Source organism: Pseudomonas sp. BN102 (assembly GCF_029871245.1).
In the GTDB taxonomy this organism is placed as follows: Bacteria; Pseudomonadota; Gammaproteobacteria; order Pseudomonadales; family Pseudomonadaceae; genus Metapseudomonas.
In genome coordinates this window covers 24,722-42,986 of record NZ_SSON01000048.1, presented here as the reverse complement: position 1 = coordinate 42,986, position 18,265 = coordinate 24,722, and the positions used below count along the sequence as shown (strand labels likewise).

The following is an 18,265-nucleotide window of genomic DNA, read 5'->3' as shown; positions in this document are numbered from 1 at the left end:
GGAAAAAACCATGGACCGCCTGCTCAGCATCGAAGCCTTCGTCCGCGTCGCGGAAACCGGCAACTTCGCCAAGGCCGCCCAGCAGCTGGGGGTGACCCGCTCGGTCATCAGCCACCGTATCCAGCAGCTGGAGGACTACATCAGCGCGCCGCTGTTCCACCGCAGCACCCGCCATGTGCGGCTCTCGGAAGTGGGGGAGACCTACTACAAGGAATGCGCCGACATGGTGGCCAGCTTCAACAGCCTCACCGAGCACATGCGCGACCTGCGCGCCAAACCGACAGGCAAGCTGCGGGTGCAGATGCTGCCGGGCTTCGCCATCGGCCATTTCGGCAGCCTGCTGGCGGAGTTCACCGATCTGTACCCGGACATCGAAGTGGACGTGATCGTCAATGACCGGGTGGTGGACCCGATCGAGGAAGGCTTCGACCTGGCCTTCCAGATGTTCCCGCCGCTGGCCGAGTCCCTGATCGAGCGCAAGCTGTTCAGCGTCCGCCGCCTGTTCTGCGCTTCGCCCGAGTACCTGGAACGCCATGGCGCGCCCAGGGCCCCGGCGGAGTTGCAGGCACACAAGGTGGCGCTCTACGAGGGCTACCCATCGCGCAACAAATGGCTGTTCAACGGTAGTGAACAGGTAGAACTCAACCTCACCGGCCAGGTGCGTTCCAACTCCGTCCACCTGCTGCGCGACTACGCCATCACCGGCGCCTGCGTGGTCTGCTTGCCCACTTTGGTGGCCAGCGCTGATCTGCTGGCCGGCCGGCTGGTGCCGGTGCTGACCGATTATTCGCTGTCCTCTTTCAACTTCTCCGCCGTCTACCCGGCTACCCAGCGCCGCGCCCTCAAGGTGCGCAGCCTGATCGAGTTCCTGGTGGAACGCATCAGCGACGAACCGGAATGGGACCGACCGCTGCTGGCGCGGGGGTGGGTGCAGCCGTAGCCGCTTTTCCTCCCCTCTCCCTTTGGGAGAGGGGGTGAGTAGGTTGGTGCAGAGCGAAGCCCAACGAAGGAAGAACTCGGCGCCTCGGTTCTGTTGGGCTTCGCAGGCTCAGCGCCAACCTACGGGAGCATTTCTCAGCCCCAGCAGCACCAGGGCCGCCACGCAGAAGGCAGCGCCGGCGATAAAGGTGCTGGCCGCGCCCAGGCTTTGCCAGAGCCAGCCGGCGAGCAGGCTGGCCAGCAGCAGGGCGGCGCCGCTGGCAAGGTTGAAGAGGCCGAAGGCGGTGCCCTTGAGGTCGGCCGGGGTGGTCTCGGCCACCAGAGCCGCGAGGATGCCCTGGCTGAAACCCATGTGCAGGCCCCAGAAGGCCACGCCGGCCAAGAGCAGGGCAGGTGATCCGGCTTTCGCCAGGCACAGGTCGGCGATGATCAGCAGCACCAGGGAAACGGCCAGCAGGGCGCTGCGGCTGAGGCGATCGGACCATTTCCCCGCAGGGTAGGCCGAGAGCATGTAGAAGCCCGCCATCACCACCATCACCAGGGGCACCCAGGTGGTGGAGAAGCTGGCATCTTGCGCCCGCAGCACCAGGAAGGCCTCGCTGAAGCGGGCCAGGCTGAACAACGCGCCCAACCCCACCACCCACCAATAGGCTGCCGGGAAGCTGCGCCAGGCGGCGAGCCGGATGGGCGAACGCAGGTGCCGGGCGGGACGCGCGCTGTCCGGCTCGCGCACACCGACCACTATCAGGCCCACCGAGACCAGTGCCGGCAGCACGGCGAACCAGAGCACCAGGCCGATATCGCCGGCCAGCAGGCTCATCAGCAGGATGGCCAGCAGCGGCCCGAGGAAGGCGCCCACTGTGTCCATGGCCTGGCGCAAGCCGAAGCAGGCACCGCGAATCTCCTCTGGAGCGATATCGGCCACCAGGGCATCCCGTGGGGCACCCCGGATGCCCTTGCCGATGCGGTCCAGCAGGCGGGCGAAAAGCACCTGGTCGACCGAGCCGGCGAGCGGGAACAGCGGCTTGGTCAGCGCCGCCATCCCGTAGCCGAACAGCAGCAGGACCTTGCGTTTGCCCAGGTAGTCGCTGATGGCGCCGGAGAATACCTTGACGATCAGCGCCGTGGCTTCGGCCAGGCCTTCGATCAGGCCGACCGCCAGCATGCTCGCACCGAGGCTGCCCACCAGGAACAGCGGCAGCAGGCTGTGCACCAGTTCGGACGACAGGTCCATGAACAGGCTGACGAAGCCCAGCGCCCAGACCGTGCGCGGAATGCGGTGCGTGGTGGTGGATGCGGGCATGTCCCTGTCCTGTCGGTCCGCTGTGCCTGGCCCTGTCTACGTTAGCCCGTCCGGGTAGGGTGCGCCGCGCGCACCAGACTTTGGTGTCAGCAGACCCGATGTCAGGCCCGGGCATCGGACCTGGTGCGCATGGCGCATCCTACGGCCGGCTTCTCGATTTCAGTCGTTCTAGTCCAGCTCCGCCAGGCGATAGCCGACGCCGTGGATGGTGTGCAGCAGCGCTTTGTCGAAAGGCTTGTCCAGGACCTGGCGCAACTGGTGGATATGGCTGCGCAGGCTGTCGCTGTCCGGGCAGTTGTCACCCCAGAGCGCCTCTTCCAGCACCTCCCGGCGCACCACCGCCGGGCTCTTGCGCATCAGGGTGGTGAGCAGCTTGTGGCCAATGGGGTTGAGCCGCAGGGTCTGGCCTGCGCGGGTGGCTTCCAGGGTGTCGAGGTCGTAGCGGAGGTCTCCCACTTGCAGCCGGGTCCTGCGGCCGCCATGGCTGCGGCGCACCACGGCCTCGATGCGCGCCACCAGTTCGGACAGGGCGAAGGGCTTGACCAGGTAGTCGTCGGCGCCGGATTTCAGGCCGGCCAACCGATCCTCCAGGGTGTCGCGGGCGGTGAGCATGATGATTGGCGTGTCGCGGCGGGCGTCCTGGCGCAGCCGGTTGCACAGCTGCAGTCCGTCGATGCCCGGCAGCATGATGTCAAGCACGATCAGGTCGTAGTGCTGGGTGGTGGCCAGGTGCAGGCCGCTGAGGCCGTCCTGGGCGCAGTCGACGCCGTAGCCCTTGAGCTGGAGGTAATCCAGCACGTTGGCGAGGATGTCGCGGTTGTCTTCGATGATCAGTACGCGCACGGAATGCCCTCTGTCCGGCGGCCAGGCGCCGATGATGTTTTTTTCACGAGTTCTATACCAGTTGCTCACGCGGGGCTGGGCAGACTGCCGCGGTCCCACTTCCCCCAAGGACCCTTAGATGCAACCTTCGCGTCCCTTCAATTTCCTGCTCTGGAGCGGCCTACCGTTGCTGGTCATGGCACTCCTGCTGCTGGTCGACGTACCCCGGCTCGACTTCGCCCTGGCCAATCTGTTCTATGACCCGCAGACCGGCTTCATCGGCCGCCACAGTGCCTTCCTCGAAGACGTACTGCACGATCGCGCGAAACAGGCGGTGATCCTCCTCGGCGTCCTGGCCGTGGTCGGCTTTGTCGCCAGCCTGTTGCCCACCCGGCTGCGTCCGTTGCGCCGTCCGCTGGGCTACCTGGTGCTGGCGCTGGGCGTCTCCACTGCCATCGTCATGCCGCTCAAGGCCGTCACCGCCGTCCAGTGCCCCTGGAGCCTGGCGGAGTTCGGCGGCGTGGAGCCTTATTCGCCGCTGCTCGGCCATCACGCCTTCGTCGACAAGCCTGGCCGTTGCTGGCCCGGTGGCCATGCCTCGGCCGGTTTCTCCCTGCTGGCCCTGTACTTCGTCCTGCGCGACCGCCGCCCGCGCCTGGCCAAAGTCGCCCTGGTGGGGGCCCTGGCCCTTGGCGGCCTGTTCTCCCTCGGACGGATGATGCAGGGCGCGCATTTTCTCTCGCACAACCTCTGGACCCTGCTGTTCGACTGGATGATCAGCCTGGTCTGCTATCGCCTGGTGCTCTATCGCCCGGCGCCGGCCCCGGAAGCGCTGGCGGAGGACGAGGTGGCGAGCCTCAGTTCTTCCTGAAGCGGTAGAACAGGTTGGGTTCGCTGACCACATAGAGCCGTCCCTGCTCATCCAGGGTCAGGCCTTCTGCCTGACCCGCGCTTTTCTTGAGGTCACTAATGTGCCCGAGCAGGGTGCGGAAACTGACCATCTCGCCGTTCTCGCCCAGCTCGATGACCAGCCTGGATTCATGGCTGAGCACTAGCAGGTGCCCAGTCTTCGCGTCGTAGTGCAGGTCGGAGATGTCCTTGGCGAAGACGCTGCGCTCGACCCAGTCGGTAAGGTCCTGCACCTTGATCCGCAGTTCGCCGCCGAGGCTCTCCTTGACCCCGGATATCGCGTAGAGCTGCCGCGGGTCGCGCTCCTTGGCGACGAACAGGCGGTCGTGGGCAGCGTCGTAGGTCACCCCTTCGAAGCCCTTGTTGTGGGTGCCGAGGTTGATGCCCAGGGTGAGGGATTGCGCGTCCTTCTTGTCGATGGCCTGGCCCGGCTGGTCGGGCAGGCGGAAGAACAACAACTGTTGCGCTTTCTCGTCAGTGACCACCACCTGGCCGTCGCCCATATAGGCCAGGCCCTCCACGTCCTGGAAGCCCAGCAGGGGGTACTCGGCGCTGACCAGGCCTTCCGGGTCCAGCGCGACTATCTTGGTCGGTGCCGCATTGGTGACGGCCAGCAAGCGATGTTTGTCCGGGTCGTAGTCGATGGCCGAGAGGTCGTCGGCGATGCCCGTTACGGGCCGCGCCTCGATATCCACCCGGTAATCCGGCAGCCAGATGCTGCGGCCGGCCCATTGCTCGGCATCGAGGCGGCTGGCGACATAGAACCAGGCCCGCTCGTGCCAGTGGAATACGGCCGAAGCCAGGCCCGCGGTGACCACCACCGTCAGCGCCAGGCCGCACAGGCCCCAGGTGCGTAGCGGGCGCCTGGGCTTGATCTTCAACTTGTGGTGTTCGATGGCACTGTTCATCGGGTTGTCCTGTTTTGCGGACGAGCGCCAGCCGCGAACCCCGCCTGTGGCGGAGGTCGTGGCGCGGTCAGCGGGGCATCAGTCGAGCGGTTGCTTCCAGGCGAAGCGGTAGGGCTGGGCGGCCGTGGGGTCGTGGCATTGGCCGTTGTCGGCATCGGCCTGCACCAGATACCAGTCTTCGTCGTCGGCATCGCCGACTCGTCTCGCCTTGTCAGGCTTGAAGCAGCGTGGCAGCTCGGCGGGCTGGATCAGCGCGTAGCTGCCGGGATTCTTGCGCAGCCATTCGGCGGCCTTGTCCGTCTGGTTCGGCGCTATCACGCCGAAGTGCACCACGGGCTGTCGGGCGAACAGCCAATGGCCCTCGCGCCAGTGGGTCAGCACCAGTTCGGCGCCACCGGTAACTTCGGCCACGTCCTCCATCAGGGTCTGGCGCGGGTTGACGCCCTCCTTGATCGGCTCGACGAAGCCGCGGGCGAACCAGGCGAAGAACCAGAACAGCGCCAGGCCGATGAAGATCTTCCGACCGCGCGGGCGCTGGGCGAACCAGCGACGCAACAGCCATGGCACCAGCGGCGCCATGGCCAGCACCAGCCCGGGCAGGGCGGGGTAGATGTACAGTTTGCGCTTGCCGCTGCTGAGACTGAAGAACAACAGCACCAATATCACCCAGCCGAGCAGCACCAGGTAGCGGCCGTCGTGCTTGGCCAGCTGGCGACGCCAGGCCGGCACCATCCAGGGCAGGGCCAGCACCAGGGGGAGCCAGTACTTGGGGATCACGTTGGTGAAGAAGAACCAGAACGGCTCGCGATGGTGCCAGGCATTGGCGTAGCGGTGCGCGGTCTGGCGCAGGAGGATCTCGTCGAGGTAGGCGCGGCTGGCCTCGTCACCGAACAGCGTCACCTTGATGATCAGCGGCAGCAGCCAGGTACCGATGGCCGCCAGGGCCACCACCAGACCGAGGAGCCAGGCGCGGCCTTCGCCGGGCATCCGCGCCACGCCGCTCCAGTCACGGCGGACGGCGAAGGCGTAGGGGATGAGCATCAGCGCCGGGAGGAAGCCCACGCCCTTGCTGATGATGCCGAAGCCCATGGCCGCGCAGGCCACGTAGAACCAACCCCAGGCCGGGCCGAGCAGCAGGTGGCGGACCATGCCGTAGAGGCCGAGGGCGGTCCAGAGCAGGAGAAAACCGTCGATCTGCCCGGCGCGCTGGATGCTGTAGGTCTGGTAGGTGGCGAGGAACAGCAGGCCGGCGATCATGCCCACCCGACGATTCCACAGGCGCGTGCCCAGGTCGTACAGGCAGGCGGTGGCCACCATGCCGGCCAGCAGCGCCGGCAGGAACAGGGCGATGGTCGGCGCGACGCCGAGGCGGACGAGGAGGGCGATGGCCCACATGAACAGTGGCGGCTTGTCCGGGTAGATCTCGGCGGCGCGATGGGGAATCAGCCAATCGCCACCCTGGAGCATTTCCAGGGCCACGCCGAGGAAGCGCTCCTCGTCCACATTGGACGGATGGCGCATGCCGAGACCAGCGCTGATCATCGCCGCGGCGAGCAGCAGCAGGAGCAGCAGCGAGGCACGCTGGGAGCTGAGCAGGCGCATGGGCTCGGCGCTTCCGCCTACGGCTGGCGAGATGCGGCCCATGCTCAGCCCTCCAGCTCGCGGGGGCTGGCGTTGAAGCGGGTGCGGCGGATCAGCCACCACACGCCGAACAGATCGAGGATGCCCACCAGCGCGCGATCCAGGTTGCCGTACTTGGAAACGCCGGCGCTGCGCGGGCGGTGGTTCACCGGGTGCACCAGCATGCCGCCCTGGTGGCGCTGGATCAGCGCCGGAATGAAGCGGTGCATGTGGTCGAAGTAGGGCAGGCGGAGGAAGGCGTCGCGCTCGATGAGCTTGAGGCCGCAACCGGTGTCCGGGGTGTTGTCCTTGAGCAGGCGGCCGCGCAGCCGGTTGGCGAAGCGCGAGGCCCAGCGCTTGCTGGCGGTGTCGCGGCGGTTCACCCGGTGGCCGGCGATCAGCTTGAGGTTGATCGGCGCTTCCGGCCCGCGAACGATGGCCAGCATGCCGGGAATGTCCGCCGGGTCGTTCTGGCCATCGCCGTCGAGGGTGGCCAGCCAGGTGCCCTCGGCGGCCTGCGCCGCGTGGTAGATCGAGGTGCTCTGGCCGAGCGAGCGGTCGTGGCTGAGGATGCGCAGTTGCGGGTAACCGGCGTGCTTGAGGGCGAGCAGCCGTGCCGTGGTGTTATCGGTGCTGCCATCGTCGACGACTATCACTTCGAAGGATTCGCCGGAAAGCGCCTGACGAATCTCTTCCAGCAGGCCGGGCAGGTTCTCGGCTTCGTTCTTGGCCGGGATCAATACGGAGAGGTAGGGCCGGTTCGACATTCTGGATCCATCAATGGAGGTATTGGTTCGAGTGGTTGACGCGGTATCGCGCGGGCCAGCGTGGCTACCCAGGGTTGCAGGCGGACGACACCGCGGATCGCTCGCGCATCAGGATTGCTCCGCCTCGCCCAGGGCGGCATCGACCTTGTCGTCGATGCCGAGGCCGTGGCGATGGCGGTGGTACAGGTAGGCGCCGAGCATCCCGGACAGCAGGAACAGCACCGTGGCCATGCCGATCCGCAGTGTCGGCGCGACGGTGATGCCGCTGCCCACCAGGACGAACACCAGGGTCTGCGGCAGGAAGCCGACGAAGCTGGCGGCCAGGAAGGGCGCCATGCGCACGCTGGAAATCCCGGCGGCGAGGTTGGTCAGCAGGTTGCTGCCCACCGGCAGGAGGCGGATCAGCAAGGTCATGAAGAAGGGATGTTCAAAAATGAATTGGTCGAAGCGCGCGGCGCGCTTGCCGAGGCGCTCGCGCAGCAGGCTCCTGCCGAACGAACGCGCATAGATGAAGGTGATGAGGCAGCCCAGCAAGGCCGCCAGGGTGCCGAGCAGCGTGCCCGGAGCCAGACCGAAGGCGTAGCCGGCGAGGAAGGCGATGATCTGCCGGGGCAGGCCGACGGCAGTGAACAGCGCCCCCATGGCGAGGAACAACAGGGTGCCTTCGAGGCCGTGGCCGCGGATATGCGCGTCGACCCAGGCCTCATTCACGGCATTGCCCAGGTCGCTGCTGTCGAACAGGTAGCCGACCAGGGCCAGGCTGAGGATGAGCCCGAGGCCCTTGATCACCGCGCGCAGGGGCATCAAGGGCGCACCCCGTAAAAGGAGCGGTACCAGTCGACGAAGCGTGCGACGCCCTCCTCGAGCGGTGTGACGGGGCGGAAGCCGGTGCGCCTGGCCAGTGCACTGACATCGGCCCAGGTCTGCGGCACGTCGCCCGGCTGTATGGGTTTCATCTGCTTGATCGCCTGCACGCCGGTGGCGGACTCGATGCAGCCGACGAAATGCAGCAACCGCACGGGCGAACCCAGGCCGATATTGAACAGTCTGGCCGGCGGTCCGTTCCTGGCGTCGTCCGGCTCATCGGCGTAGGGCGGAGGACAGTCCTGGATGCGGACTGTCCCTTCGACGACATCGTCGATATAGGTGAAGTCCCGCGACATATCGCCGTCGTTATAGAGGTCGATCGGCTTCCCTTCGAGGGTCGCCTTGGTGAACTTGAACGGCGCCATGTCCGGGCGTCCCCAGGGGCCGTACACGGTGAAGAAGCGCAGGCCTGTAGTGGGAATCCGGTAGAGATGGGCGTAGGTATGGGCCATCAGCTCGTTGGCACGTTTGGTGGCGGCGTAGAGCGAAACCGGATGGTCCACGGCGTCCTCGGTGGAGAAGGGCACCTTGCTGTTCATGCCGTATACCGAACTGCTGGAGGCGTAGACCAGGTGCTTGACCTTGGCCTGGCGGCAGCCTTCCAGCACGTTCACGAAGCCGCTCAGGTTGGCGTCGGCGTAGGCGTGGGGATTCTCCAGGGAATAGCGGACGCCCGCCTGGGCGGCGAGGTGGATGACCCGCTCGAAGTCCTGCTCGCGGAACAGCGCCTGCATCGCTTCGCGGTCGGCGATGTCCAGCTTGAGGAAGGAGAAGCCGGGCAGCGCCTGCAGCTGTTCCAGCCGTGCGAGCTTGAGTGCGACGCTGTAGTAGTCGTTGAGGTTGTCGATGCCCACCACCTGGTGCCCCGATTGGCAGAGGCGCATGGCGGTGTGGAAGCCGATGAAGCCGGCGGCGCCGGTGACCAGGAATTTCATGGCTGCGCCACCCCCACGGCGGCACGGCCTATGGGGTAGTAGGCCAGGCCTTCGCGAGCGAGGTGCGCCGGATCGAAGATATTGCGGCCGTCGAAGATCACCTTGTCGCCCAGGCGTTCGCGGATCAGGGCGAAGTCGACGACGCGAAAGTTCAGCCACTCGGTGAGGATCACCAAGGCATGGGCGGTGTCCAGCGCCGCTTCCTTGGAGTCCATCAGGGTCAGGTCGTTGCGTTCGCCGTAGAGGCGCCGGGCCTCCTGCATGGCCTCGGGGTCGAAGGCCTGGACCCGTGCACCGGACGCCCAGAGGGACTCCAGCAGGACCCGGCTGGGCGCCTCGCGCATGTCATCGGTATTGGGTTTGAACGACAGGCCCCAGAGGGCGATGGTCTTGCCGCTGAGGTCGCCATTGTAGTGGCGGTGGATGTTCTCGAAGACCTTGTGCTTCTGCCGGTGGTTCACCGACTCCACCGCTTCCAGCAACTGTGGGCGATAGCCGACTTCAGCGGCGGTGCGCTGCAGCGCCTGGATGTCTTTGGGGAAGCAGGAGCCACCATAGCCGCAGCCGGCGTAGATGAAGTCGTAGCCGATGCGCGAGTCCGAGCCGATGCCCTTGCGCACCATCTCGATGTCGGCGCCCAAACGCTCGGCCAGGTTGGCCATCTCGTTGATGAAGGAAATCTTGGTGGCGAGCATGCTGTTGGCCGCGTACTTGGTCAGCTCGGCGCTGCGGCTGTCCATCACCATCAGCTTCTCGTGATTGCGGCCGAAGGGCTTGTACAGCTCGCGGAACAGGTCGATGTCGGAGCGGTCGCCGTCCAGGCCGATGATGATGCGCTCCGGGCGCATGCAGTCCTCCACCGCCGAGCCTTCCTTGAGGAACTCGGGATTGGACACCACCTGCATCTCCAGGCTGCGGCCCTGGCTCGCCAGGGCTTCATCCAGGCGACGCTTGATGCGTTGCACGGTGCCGACGGGGGAGGTGGACTTGTTGATCACCACCTTGGCCTCGGTGGCCTGGCTGGCGATGCTGTCGGCCACGGCGAACACGTACCGCATGTCCGCGCTGCCGTCTTCGCCGGGAGGCGTGCCCACGGCGATGTAGATGACCCGGGCGTAGGCCACGCCTTCCGCGGCCTCGGTGGTGAAGCGCAAGCGATCCGCGGCGAGGTTGCCCCGGAGCAGGGCGTCCAGGCCGGGCTCATGAATGGGCGAATGGCCCTGGTTGAGTTGCGCGATCCGGCGCTCGTCGACGTCGACACAGCAGACCGAGTGACCTACTTCTGCCAGGCAGGCTGCCTGAGTCAGACCGACATAGCCGGTTCCGAAAATGGTGATCTTCATTCAGCCCCTGTTTGTTGTTATCCCGCATGCCTGGAAGCCAGACCCGGCACTGTGGGCGGAGGCTCCCGGTTGGCCGCAGCTCGCGGGCATGGCCACCAACCTAACCCTACAAATGTGAAAATTGTGTGGTGATATTTCCAAGGGGGCGAAATGGCCCGAATCATGGCTCGGCAGATGCTCGTTCCAGCTCGAGCACCCGATTGCGGCCCTGCTCGGCCACCAGGTAACGCCCGGGTTCGGTCTCGACTATGGTCTGCGGCGAGCGCAGGTGGGCAAGCACCGGGTGCAGCTGGTTGCGCCTGTCCAGCAGCAGGACGCGGGCCTGGTGGGTGGCGTCTTCGGTGATCCACAGACCCTCCCGGTTGCACATCAGGAAGCCCGGCTCGCGCAGGCCATCCAGCACCACCGGGTCCTGGCCGCCGAGCGTGAGCTGGCGCACTTGACCGCGCACCTTCTCGCTGTAGAACAGCCGGCCATCCGGGCAGGAGGCCACCGCCTCGGCTTGGTCCAGGCCGCTGCGCAGGGTGGTGACGCTGTCGGTCTCCGGGTCGTAACGCAACAGGCGACCGTTGCCGTGGAGGTCTTCGACGGCATAGAGGTAGTGACCGTCGGTGGCCAGGCCCTCGACGCTGTCGGCACTGAACAGCTGCCGGGTGCCCTCGCCATTCATCCAGTAAACCGGGTGTTCGCCCTGTTCCTGGCTGAAGGCGATGCCGCCGCGGTAGCGCACCATGCCGTCGGGCTTGGAGAGCCCGCTTTCCAGCTGGCTAAGTCGGTCGCCCGGGGCGGCGCGCAGGATACGGCCCTTGCCGTCCTGGATTTCCTGGCTGATGTAGAGGCCTCCCTGGCCATCCGGGACCAGCGCGCTGACCCTTTCGATGGCGTCCAGCTGCACCCGGTAGCTCCAGCCCGGCGCGGCGGTGGCCGGATAGAGGTGGCGCCAGGCCGGGATGCCGGCGCCGAGCAGCAGGAGCAGCGTGAAGGCCGCCAGCAGCCAGCGCGCGGCGAGTCTGTCGAGTGAGGCGATGAGCCAATGCGATCGCGGGCGTGGGCGCTTGCCGATGGCTGGTTGTCGAAGTGGAAAGGCAGTGGTTTCAGCAGTCATGGGAGCTCCGGCGCTCAGGGCACCTTGCGCAGTACGTAGACCCGCAACATGGCGATGCCAGGCAAAAGGTCCAGGTGGGAAAGGATACGGAAGCCGACGCTGCGGAACTCTGCTTCGATCTGCTCACGGCTCACTACGCAGCGGCTGCGTTGCCGGCCGGCGGGATCGATCGGAGCCCGGCGCCTTTCCGAACGCTTGCGTCGCCAAGCCTGGTAGTTGCCGTCCACCCAGAGCGACAGGATCAGGGTGTCGCGGCTGACCCGATGGAACTCGCGCAGCATCGACAGGCGACGGTCCACGGTCTCTATCCGCTGCAGCAAACCCATGCAGAAAATGGAATCCACGGCGTTCTCGCCCAGGTCGATGGCGCCGGCGGAGATGGGCAATACGCAGATACGCTGGGCCATTTCCGCGGGTTTCGTGGCGTGGGGTTGCGCCAGCTGCCCGGCCGGATCATCGGCGGCGAGCACCAGGCGATTGGCGTGGCGGGTCAGCAGTGGCCAGAAGCGGCCGCTGCCGCACAGGTCGAGCACCAGGTTGGGCTCACCGGCAATGCGCAGCGCCTGGAGTGCCATGCGCTCCTCGCGCCAGGCCGCCAGCCTGCTGCCCACGTTTGCGCTGCCTGAGTGCGGCTGCGTCTCGGAGCGCTCTCGGTAGGTCGCGCGTGCGCTGTCCAGGTCGAAAGGCTTCGGCCGTGGTGATGGCATGTACCGCAGCTCCATGTCTGGCGGAAAGAGTGGCCAATCTAGGGGGCGAGCTGTAATGGCGAGGTCAAAAGCCTGTGAAAAAAATGTCAACGCCAGCCGCCGAGGGTTACCGAGAAGCAGCTGCCGGACTCGGGGCCAGCGAATGGCGCAGCTGGCCCAGGGTCTCGTCGAAGGCCGCGGCCAGACGGCCGACCTCGTCGGCGGGGGGCGCGGCGCGGCAGGGCGCGAACATGTCCAGCCCCGGCTTGTATTCGCCGGTCTGCACCTGCAGCAGGCCCAGGACCGAGTGGAAGAAGTTGTCCTGGCTCAGCGGCATGTCGCGCTCCTTGCCCAGGCAGCCGGTGTCGAGCGCGAAGTCCTGTTTGTAGTTGTCGGAGAACCAGCTGAGCATGGCGACGTGCTTCTGCTGGTCGGGGGCCAGCAGGTAGGGCGTGCCGTGGAGGAAGAGGTTGTACTCGCCGAGGGATTCGCCGTGGTCGGCGATGTAGAGCATGGCGGTGTCGACCTTGTCCTGGTTCTTGCGTAACAGGTCGATCAGGCTCGAGAGGACGTAGTCGGTATAGACCAGGGTGTTGTCGTAGGCGTTGACGATGCTCTCGCGGCTGCAATCGTTCAGGGCATTGCTGGTACACACCGGGGTGAATTTCTCAAAGCGCTGGGGATAGCGCTTGAAGTAGTCCGGGCCGTGGCTGCCCATCTGGTGCAGGACCAGCACCGAGTCGTCCTTGAGCTGGTCGATGTAGGCCTGTAGACCGTTGAGCAGGATCTCGTCATGGCACTCGCCGCCGTTGCATAGGACCGGATCGTTCTGGTGGCTGAGGTTCTCCTGGGCGACCCGGTCACAGGTGCCTTTGCAGCCGGATTGGTTGTCGTGCCAGGTCACTGCCAGGCCCGCGTGCTTGAGCACGTCCAGCAGACCCTCCTGGCCGCGCGCATCTGTGGCGTCGTAGTCGCTGCGGCCCATGTTGGAGAACATGCAGGGCACCGACACGGCGGTTTCGGTGCCGCAGGAGCGCACGTTGCTGAAGGCGGTGATGCCATGCTGGGCGCTCAGCAGCGGCGTGGTGTCGCGGCCGTAGCCGAGGATGCCGAAGTTCTCCGCCCGCGCGCTTTCGCCTATCACCAGCACCGTCAGCGACTTGCGCTGGTGGGCCTGCCAGGCTGGCGCCTTGTGGGCGTCGGTGCCGATCTGGCGCAGCGGCGCCTTGGCCAGGGCCAGCTCCTCGCGCACATAGCCGTAGGAGGCGTTCAGGTAGTTGCTGGGTACCACCAGCAGGCGCAGCTCATGGTGGTTGCGGAACAGTGACGCCAGGCCCTGGTAGTTGACCAGGGCCACCACGCCGAGCACGGCCACCGAACCGATGGCGAGCGCGAGCTTGCCGAGCAGTGCGCGACGCAGCGGCTGGTGCCGCACCGGCAGCTTCCACAGCAGCCAGCTGGGCAGCAGGCCCAGCAGCAGGACGAACAGCAGCAGTTTGAATGAGAGCAGGTCGCGCACTTCGTTGACGTCGGTTTCGGCGACGTTGCGCAGCATGTTTGCGTCGATGAGCACGCCGTACTGGCTCATGAAGTAGGCGACGCAGGAACTGGCCAGGAACAGGACAATCAGGACCGGCTTGAACACCCAGCGGAAGGACACCAGCACCAGGACGACGTTGAACACGGCGAGCACCATCAGGCCGAAGGCCAGGCGCATCCCCAGGCCGCCGGCATCCGCCGGGACTATGGACGAGAGGTGTTGCCAGAGCGGGACGTTGTACAGCGAGAGCAGCAGCAGGCTGGTCAGGAGGGTGAGGCTTTCAGGACGAACCGAGATGCGTTTGAACATGGACCAGGTGGCTCCCTATTGGAGTACCTATCTCTCAAGGATAGGGCGCCGAGAATAGGAACGCCGGTATCAAGCTTTTGTGAAAAAAACCTCGGGAAAATGTTGGGTTTGTGAACGGAATGTTTTGCGGACAGGCCTGCGGCCTGCTTCGCGAGTAAAGATCCACGTTCGTAGAACGTGGACTTGCCTGCACGTGCCCCACCGTAGGGTGCGCCATGCGCACCGAGCGCGGGATCAACCCCTGCGCCGCGCTCAACCATTGGTGCGCGCGGCGCACCCTACCGGGTCGACTCCGTCGCTCTATCCAGACAACCTGAGTCGTCACAGGCAGAGCCGGTGACTCATGACCACGCCCCGAGGACGTGGTTTCCCAAGTTCAAAGGAATTCGCTCCTGCAGGGGGCGGGGAGACGGAAGCCCCGGCAGGTTCATCAAGGTCTTACTGCGCGGCCACTTCCGGCAGTACCGGCACATGGTCCAGTTGCAGGCGCTCGCTGCTCCAGGCGCGGACCTGGTTGGTCAGCTCCAGGTCGTTGTTCAGCTTGCGGCCGTAGGAGGGGATGATTTCCTTCAGCCTGGCCTGCCACTCCGGGGACTGGACCTCGTCCTTGAAGGTCTTTTCCAGCACCGTGAGCATGATCGGCGCGGCGGTGGAGGCGCCTGGCGAAGCGCCCAGCAGCGCGGCGATGCTGCCATCGGCGGAGCTGACGACTTCGGTGCCGAACTGCAGGATGCCGCCTTTCTCGGCGTCCTTCTTGATCACCTGCACGCGCTGGCCGGCATTGAGCAGCTCCCAGTCAGCGTCCTTCGCCTGCGGGAAGTACTCGCGGAGCTCGTGCATGCGGTCGGCCTGGCTCAGCATCAACTGGCCCATGAGGTAGGTGCTCAGCGGCAGGTTGTCGAGGCCGGCATGGGTCATCGGGCCGATGTTGTCGGTGGTCAGGGCGCTGAACATGTCCAGCAGCGAGCCGTTCTTCAGGAACTTGGTGGAGAAGGTGGCGAAGGGTCCGAACAGCAGCACCTTCTGGCCGTCGATCACGCGGGTATCCAGGTGCGGCACGGACATGGGCGGCGAGCCCACGGACGCCTTGCCGTACAGCTTGGCCTGGTGCTGGGCCACCACTTCCGGGTTGCGGGTGACGAGGAACTGGCCGCCCACCGGGAAGCCGGCGTAGCCCTCGGCTTCCGGGATGCCGGACTTCTGCAGCAGCTTGAGGGCGCCACCTCCGGCGCCGATGAAGACGAACTTGGCCTTGACGCTGGTTTCCGCTTCGCCGTTGCCAAGGTCGGCGACAGTGACGGTCCAGGTGCCGTCGTCATTGCGCTGGATGTCGCGCACTTCGTGCTTGAGGTGCAGCTTGACCTTGTCGCTTCGGGTCAGCGAACCGATCAACTGGCGGGTGATTTCGCCGAAGTTGACGTCGGTACCGATGGCCATGCGGGTGGCGGCCACTTTCTGATCGGCCGGGCGGCCATCCATCGCCAGAGGCGCCCATTTGCTGATCTGCTCATGGTCCTCGGAGTACTCCATGCCACGGAACAGCGAGCTGTGCTGCAGGGCGGCGTGGCGCTTCTTGAGGAAGGCGATGTTGTCGTCGCCCCAGACGAAGCTCATGTGCGGCACGCCATTGATGAAGGACTTCGGGTTGCTCAGCACATTGCGCTCGACCTGATAGGCCCAGAACTGCTTGGAGAACTCGAAGGATTCGTTGATCGCCACCGCCTTGCTGATGTCGATGCCACCATCGGCGGTTTCCGGGGTGTAGTTCAGCTCGCAGAAGGCCGAGTGACCGGTACCGGCGTTGTTCCAGGGGTTGGAGCTCTCCGCGGCCACCTGATCCAGGCGTTCGTAGATGTCGATGGTCCAGTCCGGCTCCAGTTCGTTGAGGTAGGTGCCGAGGCTGGCGCTCATGATGCCGGCGCCGATCAGCAGCACGTCGACCGTCTTCTCCGGCTCTTCATGCTTGGCACAGCCGAGCACACTGAGGCAGAGGAGTCCTATGAGGAGTTTTTTCATGGAACCGTCCCTTTGCTTTTTTCGAAAAGGGCGGTGCGTAGGCAAGGGGCGTGCCGGATCGGTGAAATGTCCATGAAATAGTCATGTCGGCGCTTCTCGGGCCGACCAATGCATGCGGGGCTGGCGAGAATCCGCCAAGGATGTGCGCTTCAGGCGGCCAGGGTGGCGGATTTCCGCCATTGCTGCAGCGGCATCTCGATGCTCAGGGAAAGCGGCGGAGGGCGGACAAGCCCCTGTTCGCCGGATAAGCTCGAGCGTTACCTGTTCGATGGACTCGCCCCATGGTCACCACTTTGCCTGCCCTCAGCACGCCGCGCCTTCTCCTGGAACCGCTATGCCTGGCCGATGCCGAGGCGATCCAGCGCGTCTTCCCTCAGTGGGAGGTGGTGCGCTATCTGTCCTGCCAGGTGCCCTGGCCCTATCCCGAGGATGGCGCGCTGAGCTACCTGCGCGACGTCGCCTTGCCGGCCATGGCGGCCGGGCGCGAATGGCACTGGAGCATTCGCCCGCGCAGTGAGCGCGGGCGCCTGATCGGTCTGATCAACCTGCGCGAGGAGCCGGGCAACAACCGCGGTTTCTGGCTCGACCCGGCCTGGCAGGGGCAGGGCCTGGCGAGCGAGGCCGCCGAGGCGGTAACCCGATACTGGTTCGAGGTGCTCGGCCGGCCGTTGATGCGGGTGCCCAAGGCCGCAGCCAACCTGGCATCCCGGCGGATCTCCGAGCGCAGCGGCATGCGCCTGGTGGCGACGGACGAGCGCGACTACGTCTCCGGCCGCCTCAACACGGAAGTCTGGGAGCTGACACGGGAGGAGTGGCTGGCGCAGCAGCGCCCGTCGACCGACCGCTGACACAGCCTTGCCGTGATTCCTGACCTTCGAGCCGCGCGTCAGGGCTTGCGATCGACCCGGAAGCGGCAGACCTGGCCGTGGCGGACCATGCATTCCAGGTGTTCGACCTGGCCGCCGCCGAGGGTGCCGATCAGCGCCAGGTCGAGTTCGCAGACTTCCGGGTGGGCCGCCGCCAGGTGATGGAAGACGCAATTGTGCGCGACGATCTCCGGCTCGCCGGAGGAGCGGAAGAAGACTTCCGCCTCGTAGCCGGCCTCGTTCATGTGCTGGACGATACGTGCCTCGTCCACCACCTGCGCTTCCATGTCGGTGGCCAGCTTGCGGCCCAGGGTGCGCATCAGGCGCAGCAGGGCATCGCGGCCGATGACGGCGGCGACTTCGTCGATCAGCAGGTCGGCGAGCAACTGATACTGCCGTGGAAACAGCTCGCGGCCGTGCGAGCTGAGTAGGTAGAGCTGCTCGGGGCGGCGGCCAGTGGGCCGCGTTTCGCCCCGCAGGATCAGCCCGTCACGCTCCAGCGCGGCCAGGTGCTGGCGGATCGCCGTACGGGTCACCGCCAGGTGGCCGGCCAGCTCATCGATGCTCATGCCGCCCGGCTGGTAGAGCAGGGCGCCGAGCAGGTCCTGCTGGGTTCGTCCCATTCCTTGAAGCATTCGACTACCTCGCAAGGCCCTGCGGCCGTATTCAGAACTTGTCCGGGAACTGCTTGACCAGCGCCGCTGTGAGGGTGTCGGCCAGCACCAGCATATGTTTGCGCATGGCCTCCCAGGTATTCGCTTCTCCGGCGAAATCCCCTTCGCTCAATTGGTCGACCTGCGCCACGTGGTGCCCGCCATGGGCACTGAGTATGTTGATCAGGGCGTCTTCCGGCAGGTTGGGGTTGGCACTGGAAAGGAACTTGGCGATGCCCTTGGCATTGCGGGTCAGGTCGCTGACTGCTGCTTTCTTGCCATCGACATCCTTGGCCACGCTGGCATCGCTGTAGTGCTTCACGGCGCTCCAGTGACCGGCCAGCAATTCCAGCAGCTGGTCCGCCGCCGGCTGGCCGTAGAGCGGAGCAATGCTGTTGGCGATGGCCTTGGCGTTGCTCACCACGCTGGTGGCGGCGGCTTCAGCCTGTTTTTTCTGCCCATCCTGGTTGGCGACGGCGTAGTTCCTGACCCAGAAGATGTGCTCCACCCAGAGGTCGCGCAGCGCCAGGCGGGTGGTCAGTGCGGCGCTGTCGGCGGTGGCCTTGGTCGGCTCCTGGGCGGCCTGGGTCCAGAGGGGTTGGGCGAGCGTGACTAGCAGCAGTAAAGCCAGTGTCCGGCGTTTCATGGCGGAATCCTCGCTGTGCGGAAAGTCCTAC

The 18,265-nt window shown here is 65.9% G+C and carries 16 protein-coding genes and 1 pseudogene; 3 read left to right on the top strand and 14 right to left on the bottom strand.

Annotation, left to right across the window (positions count from 1 at the left end):
* Positions 1-10 precede the first annotated feature (10 nt).
* Positions 11-940 carry a LysR family transcriptional regulator gene (locus E8F12_RS09260; protein WP_280324945.1) on the top strand — a complete coding sequence of 310 codons (930 nt, stop codon included), beginning with the start codon at positions 11-13 and terminating at the stop codon, positions 938-940.
* Positions 941-1,048: 108 nt separating this feature from the next.
* On the opposite strand, the gene E8F12_RS09255 is transcribed toward E8F12_RS09260, so the two are convergent.
* Complete coding sequence (locus E8F12_RS09255) at positions 1,049-2,242, bottom strand: MFS transporter (protein ID WP_280324944.1); 1,194 nt, start codon at positions 2,240-2,242, stop codon at positions 1,049-1,051.
* Between the two features lie 168 nt (positions 2,243-2,410).
* Positions 2,411-3,085, bottom strand: coding sequence for a response regulator transcription factor (locus tag E8F12_RS09250; protein WP_280324943.1), 675 nt, complete (start codon positions 3,083-3,085; stop codon positions 2,411-2,413).
* Positions 3,086-3,203: 118 nt separating this feature from the next.
* Here E8F12_RS09250 and E8F12_RS09245 point away from each other — a divergent pair, with 118 nt between their 5' ends.
* The gene (locus E8F12_RS09245) at positions 3,204-3,935 is read left to right on the top strand and encodes a phosphatase PAP2 family protein (protein WP_280324942.1); all 732 of its coding nucleotides are present in this window, start codon (positions 3,204-3,206) and stop codon (positions 3,933-3,935) included.
* Here E8F12_RS09245 and E8F12_RS09240 read toward each other — a convergent pair.
* The 10 genes and pseudogenes from E8F12_RS09240 to E8F12_RS09195 all read right to left on the bottom strand — a co-directional run bounded on the left by E8F12_RS09240 (position 3,922) and on the right by E8F12_RS09195 (position 16,069).
* Positions 3,922-4,881 carry an SdiA-regulated domain-containing protein gene (locus tag E8F12_RS09240; RefSeq protein WP_280324941.1) on the bottom strand — a complete coding sequence of 320 codons (960 nt, stop codon included), beginning with the start codon at positions 4,879-4,881 and terminating at the stop codon, positions 3,922-3,924. The genes E8F12_RS09245 and E8F12_RS09240 overlap by 14 nt on opposite strands.
* Before the next feature lie 78 nt (positions 4,882-4,959).
* Complete coding sequence (locus tag E8F12_RS09235; protein ID WP_280325025.1) at positions 4,960-6,483, bottom strand: glycosyltransferase family 39 protein; 1,524 nt, start codon at positions 6,481-6,483, stop codon at positions 4,960-4,962.
* A 44-nt stretch (positions 6,484-6,527) separates the two neighbouring features.
* Positions 6,528-7,268 (bottom strand): glycosyltransferase family 2 protein, encoded by a 741-nt coding sequence (locus E8F12_RS09230; RefSeq protein ID WP_280324940.1) that lies wholly within the window; start codon positions 7,266-7,268, stop codon positions 6,528-6,530.
* Positions 7,269-7,376: 108 nt separating this feature from the next.
* Positions 7,377-8,072: a VTT domain-containing protein gene (locus tag E8F12_RS09225; protein ID WP_280324939.1), complete on the bottom strand. Its 696-nt coding sequence runs from the start codon at positions 8,070-8,072 to the stop codon at positions 7,377-7,379.
* Entirely contained in the window at positions 8,072-9,070 is a 999-nt protein-coding gene (locus E8F12_RS09220; RefSeq protein WP_280324938.1) for an NAD-dependent epimerase, read from the bottom strand. The genes E8F12_RS09225 and E8F12_RS09220 overlap by 1 nt, the downstream gene beginning before the upstream one ends.
* Entirely contained in the window at positions 9,067-10,413 is a 1,347-nt protein-coding gene (locus tag E8F12_RS09215) for a UDP-glucose/GDP-mannose dehydrogenase family protein (RefSeq protein ID WP_280324937.1), read from the bottom strand. Before E8F12_RS09215 ends, E8F12_RS09220 begins: the two co-directional genes overlap by 4 nt.
* 160 nt (positions 10,414-10,573) lie before the next feature.
* On the bottom strand, positions 10,574-11,518 hold the full coding sequence (locus tag E8F12_RS09210) for a hypothetical protein (RefSeq protein ID WP_280324936.1): 945 nt from the start codon (positions 11,516-11,518) through the stop codon (positions 10,574-10,576).
* A 14-nt stretch (positions 11,519-11,532) separates the two neighbouring features.
* Positions 11,533-12,129: a class I SAM-dependent methyltransferase gene (locus E8F12_RS09205; protein WP_280324935.1), complete on the bottom strand. Its 597-nt coding sequence runs from the start codon at positions 12,127-12,129 to the stop codon at positions 11,533-11,535.
* Positions 12,130-12,433: 304 nt separating this feature from the next.
* A pseudogene (locus tag E8F12_RS09200) lies at positions 12,434-14,053 on the bottom strand (phosphoethanolamine--lipid A transferase); the annotation flags it as partial.
* A gap of 438 nt (positions 14,054-14,491) precedes the next feature.
* A complete protein-coding gene (locus E8F12_RS09195; protein WP_280324934.1) occupies positions 14,492-16,069 on the bottom strand; it encodes a malate:quinone oxidoreductase in 1,578 nt (525 codons plus the stop codon).
* A gap of 281 nt (positions 16,070-16,350) precedes the next feature.
* Between E8F12_RS09195 and E8F12_RS09190 the strand changes: the two genes are divergently transcribed.
* Positions 16,351-16,917 carry a GNAT family N-acetyltransferase gene (locus E8F12_RS09190; RefSeq protein ID WP_280324933.1) on the top strand — a complete coding sequence of 189 codons (567 nt, stop codon included), beginning with the start codon at positions 16,351-16,353 and terminating at the stop codon, positions 16,915-16,917.
* 38 nt (positions 16,918-16,955) lie between these two features.
* Here the strand turns inward: E8F12_RS09190 and E8F12_RS09185 are convergent, their stop codons facing one another.
* A complete protein-coding gene (locus E8F12_RS09185) occupies positions 16,956-17,570 on the bottom strand; it encodes an HTH domain-containing protein (RefSeq protein ID WP_280324932.1) in 615 nt (204 codons plus the stop codon).
* A 31-nt stretch (positions 17,571-17,601) separates the two neighbouring features.
* Positions 17,602-18,234: a hypothetical protein gene (locus tag E8F12_RS09180; protein WP_280324931.1), complete on the bottom strand. Its 633-nt coding sequence runs from the start codon at positions 18,232-18,234 to the stop codon at positions 17,602-17,604.
* Between the last annotated feature and the right edge of the window lie 31 nt (positions 18,235-18,265).